This is a genomic window from Agarivorans sp. QJM3NY_29 (assembly GCF_050870835.2).
Lineage (GTDB): Bacteria > Pseudomonadota > Gammaproteobacteria > Enterobacterales > Celerinatantimonadaceae > Agarivorans.
Genome location: NZ_CP194036.2, coordinates 2529862 through 2546338 on the forward strand (window position 1 = coordinate 2529862; position 16477 = coordinate 2546338).

Consider the following 16477-nt stretch of genomic DNA (forward strand, 5'->3'; position numbering starts at 1 on the left):
CCAATCTGATTCATCATATGAGTAACTTATTGCGCACAATAAATCTGCCGATAACGAGGCATGAAGTGAAGTCACTAGTGACTCTAACTACAAGATACATAACCCCGTTAGCAGTGATTTGGGCCAACAAAAATGAACAGATAATTAGTTAGATTGGAATTAAATGATTATTAGCGCAAGGCTCTTTAAAGAGCCCTTCCCCTACTCTCCACTCAAGGATTAGAGTGGAGATGTCTTTTTAAGGTTTAGCTAAACTAAATAACTCAAAGAAATTATGACTGGTCTGTTCTGCGACTTGCTCAAAACTGATGCCTTTGATATTCGCTAAACACTCCGCTACCACCCGGGTATAGGCTGGTTGGTTCTCTTCACCGCGATGTGGGATCGGCGCTAAGTAAGGACTATCCGTTTCAACGAGAATACGTTCGAGGGGGATCTGCTTAAAGGTCTTTTGTAATTCTTTTGCTGAATTAAAACTAATAATGCCAGACGCTGATATATAAAAACCCATTTCGATGGCCGCGAGAGCCATCTCTAAACTTTCGGTAAAACAGTGTAATACACCGCCACATTGCTCTGCCCGATGCTCAGCCAATAAACGTAGGGTATCGTCTCGAGCATCACGAGTATGCACAATTAAAGGTTTGTTGTATTCAACCGCTAATTGGATCTGCTCAATAAATACAGTCTGCTGTAACTCTTTATGTTCTTTTGCATAAAAATAGTCTAAGCCAGTTTCACCCACAGCAACCACTTTAGCTTGCTGAAGATATTGAGCGAGTAAAGCTTTATCGAAGGCTTGCTCTTGAACATACAATGGATGCATACCACAAGAGGCAAATACATTATCGAATTGTTCGACTTTTTCCATCATCGCCGGAAACTTATCCGGCGAAATAGCAACCGCCAAACAATAATCGACCCCCGCTTGTTTCGCTTTACTTAAAGCATCGGCGACATTGTTATGTTTGCCTGGGTAATCTAATCGGTCTAAGTGGCAATGAGAGTCAACTAACACGAAACGGGTTCCTTAAATCGATTGAATAATGGGTAGAGCTGCTGGCCAAGATTTAAACTTGGAAATGATTCTAGCTGTTTCACCAACAATAACCAATCTTGGTAGGCTTTGTTTAAGGTTGAAGCTGATAACTGCTTGACTGGTAATTGTGGGAACAATGCTTGATTAAGTAATCCTCCACGAATACTGCTGCTTAAAGCCAGCGTATGGCCTAACCATGATAGTTGTGCCGGTTGTTTTTGTATTATATCGCCGAGTTTATGTGTTTGACCATGAACCATCTGCTGGTACTGCGTTAAAAACAGCTGTAAATCTTTCAGTGATTGCTGGCGATAAAACTCAGCCATGATTAACGGCGCACCATTACAAAAACGGTGTATCAGCAGAAAATTTTCATCGAGTCTTATTTTTTGTTTCACCAGCCAAGTTTTGACTAACTCAAGTGGTGGAGTTGGAAGGTTAAATGATTGGCAACGACTGCGAATGGTTGGCATCGCTTTAAACGGTAAGTGGTTAATGAGTATGAAAAAGGTGCCATCAACAGGTTCTTCAAGTGTTTTCAATAAGGCATTATTAGAAGCATCGTTGAGTAAGCTAATATCGTGAATAATAGCAACCTTATGTGGCCCGAGGTGACTAGTTTGGCCCGCCCAAGCGCTAAGCGCTCGAATATCATCAAGCTTTGGCTTGTCTTGATTCACCTGATACAAGCCACCATGATTATTCGCCTCAAATACCTGACAGCTATGACAAGCATTACAAGCTTGGTGAGTCTGTTCAGTACATAACAGTGTTTTCGCAAGAAATTGTGCCATTTGCTGCTTGCCCAGGCCTTTCTCTCCTCTTAATAGTATGGATTGAGGAAAGTGCTGTTGTTGTAGCTGTGAAGCTAACTGCTTCCAAATTGGGCCTAACCAGGGCAAACTCATAAATGACTCTCGCTTAGATATTATCTACATATTGGATAAGTATCGCCGTAATGGACGCGGCGACTTGCTCCATGTTTTGGCTGGCATCGATAAGCATGATGCTCTCTTTTTCTGCAACTTGCTGTAGATAAACTTCTCGAGTACGTTCAAAGAAGCTCAAATCTTGCTGCTCGATACGATCGAGCTCCCCGCGCTGGCGGGCTCGACTCAAACCTAAACTCGGCTCAATATCTAAGTACAAGGTGAGATCAGGTTCAAAATCACCAATTGCAATCTGCTTAATCGCTTTTAGCTTGGCCATTCCCAGCTCTCGCCCGCCACCTTGATAGGCGAGTGAACTTAAGTCATGGCGATCACCGATAACCCAGGTACCGTTCGCTAAAGCGGGACGGATCAGCGTTTCTACCAATTGCGCGCGCGCGGCATACATCAGCAACAATTCCGTACTATCACATACATGTTCGTTTGCCATCCCCTGCTTCACAATGTCTCGTAGGGCTTCAGCAATTGGCGTTCCACCGGGCTCTCGGGTGCTAATAAATGGGATATCACGGTGATTCAGGACCGTTTTAATCGCGCTAACTGCGCTGCTTTTACCTGCGCCTTCCAAGCCTTCTATTACAATAAATTTTCCAGGAGTCATCATCTACTTCTTTAAAATGTATTTACGTACAGCACGATTGTGCTCTGCTAGCGATTTTGAAAAATAATGTTCACCACGACCCTTCGCGACAAAATATAAATATTGGGTGTGTTCAGGGTTTAAGGCTGCAGCGATAGCGTCTTCACTCGCCATCGCTATCGGTGTGGGCGGTAAGGCTTTAATTACATAAGTATTATATTCGGTAGCCTCACGTAGATCTTTACGACGAATATTACCATCGTAACGGTCCCCCATGCCATAAATAACCGTAGGATCGGTTTGTAAACGCATGCCTTTATTTAGACGGTTAATAAATACCGATGCAATTCGCGGACGCTCGAATTTTGCGCCCGTTTCCTTTTCAATAATAGAGGCTAAAATAAGCGCGTCATAGGGTTTGGCTAAAGGTAAATTTTTATCCCGTAGCTGCCAATGAGCAAGCAGTGTTTTGTCTAAAGCTAAATAGGCTCGTTTAACAATTTCTTCCGCAGAAGTGCCGTGGACGTAAAAATAGGTTTCCGGTAACAACAAACCTTCTAACTTGCTCCGTTCACTGCCCAACCAAGAGGCTAGTTCTTGCTCAGTTTTCGAACTCGATTTGATGCCTTCGGCTTGGTTTAACTTTTGCCAAAATTGTTTAAAGGTTTCCCCTTCAATCAAACTTACTTTCAGCTGCACCACATTACCGCTCGTTAACAACTGACTAAGCGTCGCATAGCTAAGCTGTTTAGCCAGTTGGTAGTGACCAACTTTTATCTTCCCAAATTGTGGATTGAGCTTAATCCAAAACCTTAACCACCAATTGTCTTGCTCGGCATCAGTAAATGCCAAGTTAGCCATCTTATAAAAATTATCGCCTGGCTCAACAGCAAGCAATGCCACTTGGCTGCTCCTCTCTTGGTTCCATTGTTGTTCCAGAAAATGTTTGAAACTTATAAAGCCAATGCTTACCAACATGGCTAACAGCATGACGCTAATAAAAAATTTACGCAAAACGAATTACCAACTGTTGAAACCAACGACAAGCATGATGCTCTGTGAATACTCGCTCATTGAACTGTTTTATAGGTGCAAACTGGAGCACGGCATTGCTAATAAAAATTTCATCTGCTGCTGCGAGTTCATCAAGTTGAAATTGGCCTACCTGCCATTTGTAAGGCGAATGATGACAGTGGTCCATCAGAAACTGACGCTGGATCCCTGCGACACCAGCCGTCTTGAGATCAGGACTATATAGCGTATTTCCTTTTAACCAGAATAAATTAGAAGATACACATTCAATCATGTGATCAAAAATATCCAGACAAATCAAATCATCAAACTTAGATTGATCCGCTTCCTTACGTAACATCACTTGCTCTAAACGATTGAGCGTCTTTATGGAAGAAAAGCTACAGCCAGCTGCCAAGCGTTGGCCGGCCACCCCTAAACTTAAGCCATCTTGTTGCCAACATGTATAATGCTCGGGGTAAGCAGACATCGAAATAAGCAGCGTCGGTTCAACTTTGTCTGGAATTGCATACCCTCGCCCACCGACACCTCGGGAAATCAATATTTTTGCAACCGCATGTGGATGCTCAATTCGACTTAATAGTTCTATGTACAGACTATCTAAATCAAGTTGTGGAAATCCCAATTGTTGTTGCGCGGCTACCAGTCTCTGGCAATGGTAATCCCATAACACAGGTTTGCCTTGAGCAATTAACACCGTGGTGAAAAAACCATCTCCATAGTTTAAACCACGATCATGACTATTAACGTTAACCACTTTCAATTGTGATGCCCCTAAACATAAAAAAGCCTGATATGAACATCAGGCTTTCAATTTTTCATAGTATCGAAGTGAGTTTAATCGTCAACTTTCTTAAATACTAACGAACCGTTGGTGCCACCAAAACCAAAAGAATTGGATAAAGCGTAATCGATTTTAGCTTCGCGTGCTTGACCAACCACATAATCTAAATCACAACCTTCACTTGGGTTTTCCAAGTTGATGGTTGGCGGAGCGATTTGATCACGGATTGCTAATACAGAAATAATCGCTTCAACAGCGCCTGCGGCACCTAATAGATGACCGGTCATCGATTTAGTAGAGCTAACCAATACAGTTTTAGCATGTTCACCAAATACCGTTTTCACCGCTTGAGTTTCTGCGATATCACCTGCCGGAGTCGAGGTACCGTGGGCATTAATGTAATCAATATCCGCAGCATCAATGCCGGCATCTTTAATCGCTGCTGCCATCGAACGTGCAGCACCATCACCGTCAGCTGGTGGAGATGTCATATGGTAAGCGTCACCACTCATCCCAAAACCAACGAGCTCTGCATAAATCTTAGCGCCACGAGCTTTTGCCGCTTCATATTCTTCAAGCACAATCACGCCAGCGCCATCGCCTAATACAAAACCATCGCGATCCTGATCCCAAGGCCGACTCGCCTTTGATGGATCATCGTTGCGAGTGGATAGCGCTTTGGCAGCACCAAAACCGCCCATACCTAAATGAGTTGATGCTTTTTCAGCACCGCCAGCCACCATCGTATCAGCATCGCCATAGGCGATCATTCTGGCAGCCAAACCAATAGCATGAGCGCCTGTGGTACAGGCTGTTGTAACCGCAATGTTCGGTCCTTTAAGGCCTTTCATAATAGAAAGATGCCCAGCTACCATATTGATAATGGTTGATGGAACAAAAAACGGACTAATTTTACGCGGTCCATTTTTTAAATAATGTTCGTGATTTTGCTCAATTAAGCCTAATCCGCCAATGCCCGAACCAATTGATACACCAATCCGGTCAGCGTTTTCTTCGGAGACTTCAATACCCGAATCTTCGAAAGCCATGATGCCAGCAGCGACACCATATTGAATAAACGCGTCCATTTTACGAGCATCTTTCTTACTCATGAACTGTTCTACATTGAAGTCTTTAACGAGACCAGCAAAACGGGTGGGAAATGCGGATATATCGAAATGCTCAATTGGCCCAATACCACTTTGGCCTGCTTTGAGTGCCTGCCAAGTTAATTCAGCGGTATTACCTACTGGTGATAACGCACCAATACCAGTAACAACGACTCTACGCTTAGTCACTGAAATGCCTCCAAGGGGGGATTTACTTATCTTAGGGGGATGCAAAATGGGCGACCTATGTCGCCCACTTTTTAACTAATCTTGATTATTTAGAACGTAATCAATTGCAGCTTGTACAGTAGTTATTTTTTCAGCTTCTTCATCAGGAATCTCAGTATCAAATTCTTCTTCCAAAGCCATAACCAATTCTACTGTATCTAAAGAATCAGCACCTAGGTCATCAACAAAAGACGCTTCGTTTTTAACTTCGTCTTCACTTACACCAAGTTGCTCAATGATGATTTTTTTAACACGTTCTTCAATTGCACTCATGACAATATTTTTCCTTAGTAATACGCTTCTGCGTTGTTGCGATAGTGTATTCAAACCGAGATACTTTGCAAGCCTAACCGTAGTGGTCTAACCACATTTTTCGTAGTTATTTTTATGAAAAACTTGCGATCTATCAATTTTTTGCGTTTTTTTTAAGCCATTGCTTAAACCATGTACATTCCGCCGTTCACATGAATGGTTTCACCGGTAATATAAGCAGCATCGTCGCTGGCCAAAAATGCAACCGTCTTTGCAATCTCTTCAGCATCACCTAAACGGCCCATAGGCACTTGCGACAAGATAGCACCACGTTGATTCTCGTCAAGTGCCCGAGTCATATCTGTTTCAATAAAACCAGGAGCAATCGCATTTACGGTGATCCCTCTAGAGGCAACTTCGCGCGCTAAAGAACGGGTGAAACCAAGTACACCGGCTTTCGCAGCCGCATAATTTGCCTGACCCGCATTCCCCATCGTGCCAACAACGGAGCCGATGCTGATAATACGCCCATGGCGTTTTTTCATCATCGAGCGTAATACCGCTTTACTTAAACGAAAGATAGAGCTGAGATTAGTATTGATTATGTCTTCCCATTCGTCATCTTTCATTCGCATCAACAGGTTATCGCGAGTAATCCCAGCATTATTGATCAAAATATCGATATCACCATATTTTGCTTTAATATCGATAAACAACTGCTGAATAGATTCGCTGGAGGTTACATCCAAAGCGAGCCCTGTACCATGCTCTCCGAGGTAGTCACCGATTGACTCCGCCCCTTTCTGCGATGTTGCGGTACCAATAACGATAGCGCCTTTGGCAACCAACGTTTCGGCGATTGCGCGACCAATTCCACGACTGGCTCCCGTTACTAGTGCTACTTTACCTTGTAAAGTCATCAATATTCCTCGTTACTTATCTAATGCAGACTTAATCGATGTCAAATCATTAATAGTCGCTGCTACCAATGGTTTATGAATTCGTTTTACCAATCCAGTCAATACTTTGCCCGGACCACACTCATATACAGTTTCAATGCCTTTGGCTGCCATGGCTTCGATGGTTTCAGTCCAACGTACCGGGCTATAAAGCTGCTTAATTAACGCTAATTTAATCGCTTTGGCATCTTTCTCAATGGCAACATCAACGTTATTAATCACGTCGAATTTGGGCTCAGAGAATTGAATCCCTTCAATATAGCCTGCTAGTTCATCGGCTGCAGGCTGCATTAACGCGCAGTGAGACGGTACGCTTACCGGCAATGGCAAGGCTCTTTTTGCACCCGCTTCTTTACATAATACGTTGGCTCGCTCGACTGCTTCTTTGTGCCCGGCGATAACCACTTGACCCGGAGAGTTAAAATTAACCGCTGTCACCACTTGGTCTTGCGCAGCTTTCTCGCAAGCATCAATAATGTCTTGATTACCTAAACCAATGATTGCAGACATGGCACCAACCCCAGCAGGAACAGCTTGTTGCATCAACTGGCCACGGTATTCAACCAACTTCAGTGCATCAGCAAAATCTAATACACCGGCGCAAGTTAAGGCTGAATACTCGCCTAAGCTGTGTCCAGCTAATAAGCTTGGCATTGTGCCACCAAGTTCCTGCCAAAGTCGCCATAGGGCGACTGATGTGGCTAATAATGCAGGTTGAGTACGACTGGTAACATTCAAATCTTCGACAGGCCCATTCGCAATAAGTTCGGCTAAATCATAGCCTAGAACTTCAGATGCTTGTTTTAAGGTATCCACTACCACAGAATACTCGTTCGCCAATTCAGCCAACATGCCCACACTTTGTGAACCTTGGCCTGGAAATACGAATGCTAAATTATTCATCTTCTATCCTAATTGTTAAAATCTAACTAGGGCACTGCCCCATGCAAAACCGCCACCAAAGGCCTCTAATAATACAAGGTGCCCGCGTTGAATGCGACCATCGGTTACCGCTTCATCTAAAGCAATCGGCACTGATGCCGCCGAAGTATTACCATGTCGGTCCAAAGTCAACACAACTTTCTCTATCGGCATAGCGAGCTTTTTGGCTGTGGCTTTAATAATTCTAAAGTTAGCTTGGTGAGGAACTAACCAATCTAATGCTGATTTTTCGACTCCGTTTGCCTGCAATGTATCGGTCACAATTTCACTGAGGCGAGTCACGGCAACTTTAAATACTTCATTACCACTCATGCTCATATATGATTCCATGGTAGAGCCTGACATACCACGGCGTGGATGAGGTAATTTAAGCAATTCACCAAATCGACCATCAGCATGAATATGAGTAGACAAAATTCCGGGTTCTTCGCTTGCTCCCAATAGAACTGCGCCAGCACCATCGCCGAAAAGAATAATGGTGGAACGATCATCGGGATCACACATATGAGACAACTTGTCTGCGCCGATAACTAACGCGGTTTTAACAAGACCACTCTTAATATATTGGTCCGCAACACTCAGTGCATAGGTAAAACCTGCGCAAGCTGCGGCGATATCAAAAGCGGGAACCCCGGGTAACTCCAATTTAGCTTGCACTTCACAGGCCGCAGCGGGAAATGCATTTTCGCTTGAAGTCGTGGCAAGGATGATTAAGCCAATGTTGCTTTTGTCAATAGCTGCACGCTCAATTGCCAACTGTGCTGCATAAAATCCCATGTCTGCAACAGACTCATCGTTACCCGCAATTCGACGCTCTTTAATCCCTGTACGATCAGTGATCCACTGATCGCTCGTCTCTACCATGCGCTCAAGATCAGAGTTGGTTCTCACGTTAATTGGTAGGTAACTACCGGTAGATAAAATTTTTGAGTACATAAATGATTTAATGCTTATCAATTAATAATGATTCAAGTTTGTCGGTAATACGGCTAGGAACTTGTTGCTGTATTTCGGCAACCGCTTGATGAATAGCTTGAAGAAATGCTTGTTCATCGGCATGACCATGACTTTTAATCACAATACCGCGCAATCCTAACAGACTGGCGCCATTATACTGGTCGGGGTTCAGTTGTTTTAACTGAGTTTTAAAACTCGGAAGAAATAGTTTGAGTACAAAACGCGCAAACCAATTTACATCAAATTGGTTTTTTAATTTTGACAGTATCAGCTGAGAGACACCTTCCGCTGTTTTTAGTGCAACATTACCAACAAAACCATCGCACACGATCACGTCAGCCTTACCACTAAATAACTGATTACCTTCGACAAAGCCGATATAATTTATTGCGTTTAAGTTTTCAAGAAGTTGGGCCGTTTGTTTTACGACATCGTTACCCTTAATTTGTTCCTCACCAATATTTAGTAATGCAACCCGTGGACGAGTCATTCCCCAGACACTCTCGGCCAAAGCAGAACCCATTAGGGCAAATTGCATTAAAACATCGGAGTCACAACTCGAATTCGCACCCAAATCCAATAATAAACTGCCTCGCCCATTTTCCTCGGGTAAATGACTGACCAATGCAGGGCGTTCGATCCCCGGAAGCAGCTTTAGCACAACCTTGGCCATCGCCATTAAAGCACCAGTATTACCGGCACTGATGCAAGCATCAGCTTGGCGCTGATGAACTAGGTCTAAGGCAAGGCGCATCGATGAATGTCGACGGGAACGAAGTGCGATTAACGGTTTATCATTCGCACTCACTACCTGTGAGGTATGAATAAAATTGAATCGAGGGTGAAGATTGATTTTGTGGCTAACGAGCAAAGTCTCAACCACCTGCTTGTCGCCAGTTAAGATAATATTAAGATGAGGGTAATAGTTAAGTGCCTGCGCAACGGCAGGCACTGTAACATGGGGGCCAACATCGCCCCCCATTGCATCAACTGCAATTGTAATTTTTTGCAAAATGCAAAAATTTACTTGTTGATTACCTTGTTACCGCGGTAGAAACCGTCAGCAGTAACATGGTGACGACGGTGAAGTTCACCTGAAGTTGCGTCAGTTGTTAATGCAACATTGTTTTCAATTGCGTCGTGTGAACGGCGCATGCCACGTCTTGAACGTGTAACTTTACTTTTCTGAACAGCCATTGACCCAGTCTCCTAGTCTTTCTTTTTTAAACTTTCTAACACTGCAAATGGATTCGGTTTCGATTCTTCCTCTACTTCCTCAATCTCGCCAAATACTTGTTCGCTTTCTTTCACTAAACAATCGCTTAATGAATGTCTAGGAATAATCGGTAACGCCAATAATAGCTCGTCTTCGATCAACTCTTGCACAACAAAGTAGTTATCGTCATTAAGTTGTAGTGGTTCGTAATCTTCAGTTAACGCTTCCACTTGCGATTCATCGCAGACTGGCGAATAGGTAAACTCAACATCAATGGCGTAACTAAACGCTTCACCACAACGTTGGCATTCCAACTCCACCTCAGTTAACGCTCTGCCTTGAACGACAACCAACCCAAGAGGGTCAGTTTCAAAGCGTAACCAGACGTCTACATCACTATTCACTTTCAAGCTTGCTTCGCTTAGACGGGGCAAACGCTTAACCTCAAGAGTACCTTGATAGTCTAACTTTCGCTTAGCCGCCCTAAACGGGTCAATCTCTACTGGTAATTTCACTTTCTGCATAAGGCGCGCATAATATAGTTACAGTTAGCGATAGTCAAAACAAATTCTGCTTTTTTCATGGCTTTAAAGCATCGCCATTGCTGAAGATTGTGTTTAAAATCATCGTTCTCTCATTTTTGGTTAAAAAACGATGAAAAATCGCCTAGTTCTTGCCTCGAGCTCCCCGTTCAGAAAACAGTTACTTCAGAAAATCGTTCCTGAGTTTAGCACTTTCAATCCCGATATAGATGAGACACCATTCGCAAATGAAACAGCCGAGCACTTGGTTAAGCGCCTAGCTGAACAAAAAGCGATAGCTGGTGAGTCTCAATTTCAGCAACATTTGATTATAGGCTCCGACCAAGTTTGCTGTATTAACCACAAGATTGTCGGCAAACCAGGGGATCACCAAACTGCAATTAAGCAACTCACTGAAGCCAGCGGTCAAACAATTACCTTTTATACCGGCATGGCTTTATATAATAGTGAAAATAAACAAATGAATAGCTTGGTTGAACCCTTTGAAGTTAAATTCAGAGATTTAAGCATTGAGCTCATCGAACGATATCTTCAGCTCGAACAACCTTATAATTGTGCGGGCAGCTTTAAAAGCGAAGGTACGGGTATTGTATTGTTCAAACACCTACGCGGAGATGATCCAAATAGCTTAATCGGATTACCGTTAATTAAGCTATGTGCTTTACTTGAGGCTCAGGGCTTCACATTGCTGGTTTAGCAATAGATGGCAGGCAAAAGCCAAAGGGAGGCTCACCTCCCTCACTTCACCTAAATCGGCTTTAAACAATCGCAAACCGCTTGTAACTTAGGATCTAATGGCGCAGTCAACTGCATTTGCTGTTGAGTGCCTGGATGTTCAAAGCGGATCTGCCAAGCATGCAGAAATAGACGATGTAAGCCGATATCGGCAACTTCGGCGATGAGTTTCTTATCCGTATACTTATCGTCACCAGCAATACTATGCCCTGCATATTGGCTATGTACACGGATTTGATGAGTTCGTCCGGTGACCGGGCTGGCTTTCATCAAGGTCATATCGGTGTAACGTCGTTCTATTTTGTAGCGAGTAAGAGATTGTTTCCCTTCCATTGGGTCAACCACCACAACACGTTCGCCAGAAGCCAAGGCATTCTTTCGCAGTGGCGCGTCTACCGATTTAGTTCCTTTAGGCCACTGACCATGAACTAAAGTGAGATAGTCCTTCTGAACAAGCTTCTCTCTTAACTGTCGATGCATTTCTCGCAACGCGCTACGTTTCTTCGCGACAACCAGTAATCCCGATGTATCACGGTCGATGCGATGCACCAATTCCAGATAGCGGCAATCTTGGCGCAATGAGCGCAGTGCTTCAATCACACCAAAACTTAATCCGCTGCCACCGTGTACTGCCATCCCAGAGGGTTTATTCAAAACTAACAAATAATCATCTTCATAGATAATTTGTTGTTCGAGTTGAGTCACTTGATTAAGTTTATTTGAAGGTAAACTATTCGGCTCCGCGACCCTAATCGGCGGGATCCTGACCAAGTCTTCAGTTAGTAACTTATATTCGGGCTTTACCCGCTTTTTGTTAACCCTAACCTCTCCTTTGCGTAAAATACGGTAAATACGACTTTTAGGAACCCCTTTTAGCCGCTTTAGGAGGAAGTTATCTATTCTTTGTCCAGCCTCGTCGTCACTTACCGTGACCATCTGAACCGCTTTATTTTCGGTATTCATAGCAAAAAGTGTAACATGTTCATAAATAATTTGATGGAAAAATATAGCTTTGCTATATTTAACAGGCTTAAAGTGCCCGTTTTTAAACATTTTCCTAATTTGGCACCAACTTCAAGCTGTTATTTTTTGTAAAAAACGCAAAGCTTGATAGTAAGAATTTTCATAGCAACCTGATAGGCAATCAAAAATACTTGCCTTAAATCAACGCTATATAGAATAGATTTTTCAGTTCTGCAAGACTTTTTTGCGGCACTTATTATTTATAAAAGCGCCAAAATGCGCCCTAAGGATTAGAGTAGCTAACCGAGAGGTTACCTAATCGCTCTAACAAAAAACACAGGGTCTGGCCATTTAAGGCAGGTTAATTGCTGCTTGTGAGGTTGTTTTAATCAAACAAACCCCAAGGCAATATAAATGAAAAGAATGTTAATTAATGCAATGCAGCTAGAAGAGATGCGCGTTGCATTGGTCGATGGCCAGCGGCTATACGACTTAGACATAGAAAGTCCTGGTCACGAACAGAAAAAAGCGAATATCTACAAAGGTAAAATTACTCGCGTAGAGCCTAGTTTAGAAGCTGCATTTGTTGACTATGGCGCAGAACGTCATGGCTTCCTTCCCATGAAGGAAATAGCTAAAGAATACTTCCCCGAAGGCTATGTTTATCAAGGCCGCCCCAGTATTAAGGAAGTGATCAAGGAAGGCCAAGAGGTCATCGTTCAAATCGATAAAGAAGAACGTGGCAACAAAGGCGCGGCCTTGACCACTTTTATAAGTTTGGCGGGTAGCTATCTGGTTTTAATGCCAAATAATCCGCGTGCCGGAGGCATATCTCGTCGTATCGAAGGTGATGAGCGAACCCAATTAAAAGAATCGATGAACGGATTAGAGCTACCTAAAGGTATGGGCTTAATCGTTCGTACTGCAGGTGTTGGTAAGTCAGCTGAAGAATTACAGTGGGACCTAAAAGTTCTACTTAATCATTGGGGTGCAATTATTGATGCATCCAAGTCAAAACAAGCCCCATTTTTAATTCACCAAGAAAGTAACGTGATTGTTCGGGCTATTCGTGATTACCTTCGTCGCGATGTTGGTGAGATCTTAATTGATAACAAAACTATCTTTGAACAAGCGAAAAAACATATCGACTTGGTTCGCCCCGACTTCGTTAATCGCGTGAAACGCTACGAAGGCGAAGTACCAATGTTCAATCATTATCAGATCGAATCACAAATTGAGTCTGCATTTCAGCGTGAAGTTCGCCTTCCTTCTGGCGGTTCCATTGTAATTGACCCGACCGAAGCCTTAACTTCTATTGATATTAACTCGGCCCGAGCGACAAAAGGCGGAGATATTGAAGAAACAGCCTTACAAACCAACTTAGAAGCTGCAGATGAAATAGCTCGTCAACTTCGTTTGCGTGACCTTGGTGGCTTGGTGGTTATCGACTTCATCGATATGACACCTGTTAGAAATCAGCGAGAAGTCGAAAATCGCTTCCGTGACGCCATCCGTCAAGATCGTGCGCGAGTGCAAATTGGTCGAATTTCTCGCTTTGGTTTATTGGAAATGTCTCGACAACGCTTACGCCCTTCTTTGGGGGAATCTAGCACCCACATTTGTCCTCGTTGTAGTGGTCAAGGTACTATTCGAGATAATGAATCTTTGGCGCTTTCGATCCTCCGTTTATTTGAAGAAGAAGCGTTAAAAGAAAACACCTCTGAAGTACACGCTCAAGTCCCAGTGCCAGTCGCCGCTTATTTATTGAATGAGAAACGGGTCGCGATTAACAAACTAGAAAAACGTCATGATGTTCGCTTGATTATTATCCCAAATCAGCACATGGAAACACCACATTATGATGTGACTCGGGTTCGTAGTGGCGAAGAGACTCAAGAAACCAGTTATCAATTGACCGCTGAAAATCCATCTCCGGTATATCAACCAAACCAAGTAGCCAAGGAAAAAACTGAGGCAGAACAACCCGTTTTACAAGGCTTTTCTGCTCCAGCGGCCCCTGCCCCGACTGCAGCGCCTAAGCCTTTAGCTAAGAGCCCTAAAGCTGAAGTCCAACAAACCAGCGGACCTTCTCTGGGCGCCCGTATCGTTGCTTTTATTTCTGGCCTATTTAAAACCGAAGAAGCACCGGCTGCTAAACCAGCGCCACGCAGTCAGTCGAATGAGAAGGACAAGCGTAATCCTCGACGCAATAATCCTCGAAATGATAAGCGTAATGGCAAAACCCAAGAGCGAACAGAACGCAGCCGCGGCGAAAACAGCAGCAACAACCGTCGCCGTAAAGAACCGCGGAATAATAAAGGTGGACGCAACAACGCACTAAACGATGAAGCAAAAGCAAGCGTAAACACTTCGAATACTGCCGTTGCAGAAAAATCGCAAGTATCTAAAGCGCCAAAAGAAGCGGCTGCACCAAAAGAGCAACGCGTAAAAGAACGTAGAGAACGTCGTAATTTGCGTAAAAAAGTGCGTATGACAACTGAAGTATCCGAAGAACTCAGCCAAAATGCATCGGTTGCAGAAAAGGTTAGTCAAGAGATTACACCAAAAGCAAAGGCAAAGGCAAAAGCGGCGGAATCGACTTCACTTGAAAATGCGCTAAACGCAACTGAGACTGAACAAGCAGAAGTCGTTAAACCTAAACGCCGTCGTCGTTCTTCAAGCAATGCTGGGCGTAAACGCTTTAATGACTTACCAAAAGCGGAAACTAACGCAGAAGCCGTCGATTCACGTTACCCAGAAGCAGAAGCACCTGCAGAAACAGTGAAAGCCGAAGCACCTGTAGAAACAGGGAAAGCCGAAGCACCTGCAGAAACAGCGAAAGCTAAAGCACCTGCAGAAACAGCGAAAGCTGAAGCACCTGTAGCAGCAGCGAAAGCTAAAGCACCTGTAGCAGCAGCGAAAGCTGAAGCACCTGCAGAAACAGCGAAAGCTGAAGCACCTGCAGAAACAGCGAAAGCTGAAGCGCCTGCAGAAACAGCGAAAGCTGAAGCACCTGCAGAAACAGCGAAAGCTGAAGCACCTGCAGAAACAGCGAAAGCTGAAGCACCTGTAGCAGCGAAAGCCGAAGCACCTGCAGAAACAGCGAAAGCTGAAGCGCCTGTGGCAACAGCGAAAGCTGAAGCACCTGCAGCAGCGAAAGCTGAAGCACCTGCAGCAGCAGCGAAAGCCGAAGCACCTGCAGAAACAGCGAAAGCCGAAGCACCTGCAGCAGCAGCAGCGAAAGCTGAAGCACCTGCAGCAGCAGCGGAAGCTGAAGCACCTGCAGAAACAGCGAAAGCAGAAGCACCTGTGGAAACAGTGAAAGCTGAAGCACCTGCAGACACAGCGAAAGCTGAAGCACCTGCAGACACAGCGAAAGCTGAAGCGCCTGTGGAAACAGTGAAAGCCGAAGCACCGGCAAAAGCGATTGTTAAAGCGAAACGTAGTAATCGCGGGAAACTAAAGCCTAGCCCTGTCGACACCAAGGGCAGCGCTTCTGCTGCTATGGCAAAACCTGCAGCTCCGGTAGTAAGGTCAGCCCCTGTGCAGGAAGAAGTGAAAAAACCTTATGTTCGTAAGCCGATTAAAACTGGGACGCGACGCATATCAAGCAGCAGTTCAACCAGTTCGTCACAAAGCCCAATGACGAAGCCGAATAAATAGTTTTAAACGGTATAACAAAAAGGCCAGCATATGCTGGCCTTTTTTAATACATCTATTTTTATAGATTCGTTGGTCTTTAAAGTTTTAGTCTGGTAATGAGGCCATCGCTAGCTTGCTCTATTAGTCCCAAAACTTGTTTAAACCCTTGTACGCTGCCGTAATATGGGTCTGGTACTTCTTCGATATCCAGACCACCAGAGGGCAACAACAGCGCTAACTTGTGGCTATAATGACTAGGGCAATGTTGTTGCAAGTAACTAAGATTTTTTTTATCCGATGCAAGAATCAAATCAAATTTCGTAAAATCTTTATCAGCAACCTTACGCGAACGGATCCCTTTAAAGTTATAGCCTTTCTCCTCTGCAACTCTCATCGCTCTAGGATCTGGCTTATCACCACGGTGGTAATCGGTGGTGCCAGCCGAATCAACTTTAACCTTCAACGCTTGCTGTTTAAATTTCTCTCTGAGTACCGCTTCTGCGGTTGTCGAGCGACAAATATTGCCCATACAAACAACAAGAATCGA

The 16477-nt window shown here is 44.0% G+C and carries 17 protein-coding genes; 2 read left to right on the plus strand and 15 right to left on the minus strand.

The genetic code is table 11. The features are described from left to right. Nucleotides 1-238: 238 nt before the first annotated feature. The 13 genes from ACRRS0_RS11625 to yceD all read right to left on the minus strand — a co-directional run bounded on the left by ACRRS0_RS11625 (nt 239) and on the right by yceD (nt 10572). Nucleotides 239-1018, minus strand: coding sequence for a TatD family hydrolase (locus tag ACRRS0_RS11625; RefSeq protein ID WP_432453046.1), 780 nt, complete (start codon nt 1016-1018; stop codon nt 239-241). Next, complete coding sequence (locus ACRRS0_RS11630; RefSeq protein WP_432453045.1) at nt 1012-1947, minus strand: DNA polymerase III subunit; 936 nt, start codon at nt 1945-1947, stop codon at nt 1012-1014. Before ACRRS0_RS11630 ends, ACRRS0_RS11625 begins: the two co-directional genes overlap by 7 nt. Nucleotides 1948-1960: 13 nt before the next feature. Continuing rightward, nucleotides 1961-2593 carry a dTMP kinase gene (gene tmk / locus ACRRS0_RS11635; protein WP_432453044.1) on the minus strand — a complete coding sequence of 211 codons (633 nt, stop codon included), beginning with the start codon at nt 2591-2593 and terminating at the stop codon, nt 1961-1963. Further along, nucleotides 2594-3583 carry an endolytic transglycosylase MltG gene (mltG, locus tag ACRRS0_RS11640; protein WP_432453043.1) on the minus strand — a complete coding sequence of 330 codons (990 nt, stop codon included), beginning with the start codon at nt 3581-3583 and terminating at the stop codon, nt 2594-2596. Then, on the minus strand, nt 3576-4358 hold the full coding sequence (gene pabC / locus ACRRS0_RS11645; protein ID WP_432456179.1) for an aminodeoxychorismate lyase: 783 nt from the start codon (nt 4356-4358) through the stop codon (nt 3576-3578). The genes mltG and pabC overlap by 8 nt, the downstream gene beginning before the upstream one ends. An 80-nt stretch (nt 4359-4438) precedes the next feature. Next, nucleotides 4439-5683 carry a beta-ketoacyl-ACP synthase II gene (gene fabF / locus ACRRS0_RS11650; protein WP_432453042.1) on the minus strand — a complete coding sequence of 415 codons (1245 nt, stop codon included), beginning with the start codon at nt 5681-5683 and terminating at the stop codon, nt 4439-4441. Nucleotides 5684-5758: 75 nt separating this feature from the next. Continuing rightward, nucleotides 5759-5995, minus strand: coding sequence for an acyl carrier protein (gene acpP, locus ACRRS0_RS11655; protein WP_016403339.1), 237 nt, complete (start codon nt 5993-5995; stop codon nt 5759-5761). Nucleotides 5996-6159: 164 nt separating this feature from the next. After that, the gene (gene fabG / locus ACRRS0_RS11660) at nt 6160-6894 is read right to left on the minus strand and encodes a 3-oxoacyl-ACP reductase FabG (protein WP_432453041.1); all 735 of its coding nucleotides are present in this window, start codon (nt 6892-6894) and stop codon (nt 6160-6162) included. A gap of 12 nt (nt 6895-6906) precedes the next feature. Next, nucleotides 6907-7836 (minus strand): ACP S-malonyltransferase, encoded by a 930-nt coding sequence (gene fabD / locus ACRRS0_RS11665; protein ID WP_432453039.1) that lies wholly within the window; start codon nt 7834-7836, stop codon nt 6907-6909. 15 nt (nt 7837-7851) lie between these two features. Then, complete coding sequence (locus ACRRS0_RS11670; protein ID WP_432453037.1) at nt 7852-8811, minus strand: beta-ketoacyl-ACP synthase III; 960 nt, start codon at nt 8809-8811, stop codon at nt 7852-7854. A 7-nt stretch (nt 8812-8818) separates the two neighbouring features. Further along, nucleotides 8819-9844 (minus strand): phosphate acyltransferase PlsX, encoded by a 1026-nt coding sequence (gene plsX / locus ACRRS0_RS11675; RefSeq protein ID WP_432453036.1) that lies wholly within the window; start codon nt 9842-9844, stop codon nt 8819-8821. An 11-nt stretch (nt 9845-9855) separates the two neighbouring features. Then, nucleotides 9856-10029, minus strand: a complete 174-nt coding sequence (rpmF, locus tag ACRRS0_RS11680; RefSeq protein ID WP_432453035.1) for a 50S ribosomal protein L32 — start codon at nt 10027-10029, stop codon at nt 9856-9858. A 12-nt stretch (nt 10030-10041) separates the two neighbouring features. Next, entirely contained in the window at nt 10042-10572 is a 531-nt protein-coding gene (gene yceD / locus ACRRS0_RS11685; RefSeq protein ID WP_432453034.1) for a 23S rRNA accumulation protein YceD, read from the minus strand. Nucleotides 10573-10702: 130 nt separating this feature from the next. Between yceD and ACRRS0_RS11690 the strand changes: the two genes are divergently transcribed. Continuing rightward, nucleotides 10703-11287, plus strand: a complete 585-nt coding sequence (locus tag ACRRS0_RS11690; protein ID WP_432453033.1) for a Maf family protein — start codon at nt 10703-10705, stop codon at nt 11285-11287. Nucleotides 11288-11337: 50 nt separating this feature from the next. On the opposite strand, the gene rluC is transcribed toward ACRRS0_RS11690, so the two are convergent. Further along, nucleotides 11338-12288 (minus strand): 23S rRNA pseudouridine(955/2504/2580) synthase RluC, encoded by a 951-nt coding sequence (rluC, locus tag ACRRS0_RS11695; RefSeq protein WP_432453032.1) that lies wholly within the window; start codon nt 12286-12288, stop codon nt 11338-11340. A gap of 414 nt (nt 12289-12702) precedes the next feature. Here rluC and rne point away from each other — a divergent pair, with 414 nt between their 5' ends. After that, nucleotides 12703-15951, plus strand: a complete 3249-nt coding sequence (gene rne, locus ACRRS0_RS11700; protein ID WP_432453031.1) for a ribonuclease E — start codon at nt 12703-12705, stop codon at nt 15949-15951. Nucleotides 15952-16027: 76 nt separating this feature from the next. On the opposite strand, the gene ACRRS0_RS11705 is transcribed toward rne, so the two are convergent. Further along, entirely contained in the window at nt 16028-16459 is a 432-nt protein-coding gene (locus tag ACRRS0_RS11705) for a low molecular weight protein-tyrosine-phosphatase (protein ID WP_432456178.1), read from the minus strand. Nucleotides 16460-16477: the final 18 nt, after the last annotated feature.

Coding starts and splice junctions, on each gene's coding strand:
- ACRRS0_RS11690 (WP_432453033.1), top strand. CDS start 10,703: ATGAAAAATCGCCTAGTTCTTGCCTCGAGCTCCCCGTTCAGAAAACAG.
- ACRRS0_RS11630 (WP_432453045.1), bottom strand. CDS start 1,947: ATGAGTTTGCCCTGGTTAGGCCCAATTTGGAAGCAGTTAGCTTCACAG.
- fabD (WP_432453039.1), bottom strand. CDS start 7,836: ATGAATAATTTAGCATTCGTATTTCCAGGCCAAGGTTCACAAAGTGTG.
- fabG (WP_432453041.1), bottom strand. CDS start 6,894: ATGACTTTACAAGGTAAAGTAGCACTAGTAACGGGAGCCAGTCGTGGA.
- ACRRS0_RS11670 (WP_432453037.1), bottom strand. CDS start 8,811: ATGTACTCAAAAATTTTATCTACCGGTAGTTACCTACCAATTAACGTG.
- acpP (WP_016403339.1), bottom strand. CDS start 5,995: ATGAGTGCAATTGAAGAACGTGTTAAAAAAATCATCATTGAGCAACTT.
- rluC (WP_432453032.1), bottom strand. CDS start 12,288: ATGAATACCGAAAATAAAGCGGTTCAGATGGTCACGGTAAGTGACGAC.
- rpmF (WP_432453035.1), bottom strand. CDS start 10,029: ATGGCTGTTCAGAAAAGTAAAGTTACACGTTCAAGACGTGGCATGCGC.
- tmk (WP_432453044.1), bottom strand. CDS start 2,593: ATGATGACTCCTGGAAAATTTATTGTAATAGAAGGCTTGGAAGGCGCA.
- yceD (WP_432453034.1), bottom strand. CDS start 10,572: ATGCAGAAAGTGAAATTACCAGTAGAGATTGACCCGTTTAGGGCGGCT.
- ACRRS0_RS11705 (WP_432456178.1), bottom strand. CDS start 16,459: ATGGGCAATATTTGTCGCTCGACAACCGCAGAAGCGGTACTCAGAGAG.
- rne (WP_432453031.1), top strand. CDS start 12,703: ATGAAAAGAATGTTAATTAATGCAATGCAGCTAGAAGAGATGCGCGTT.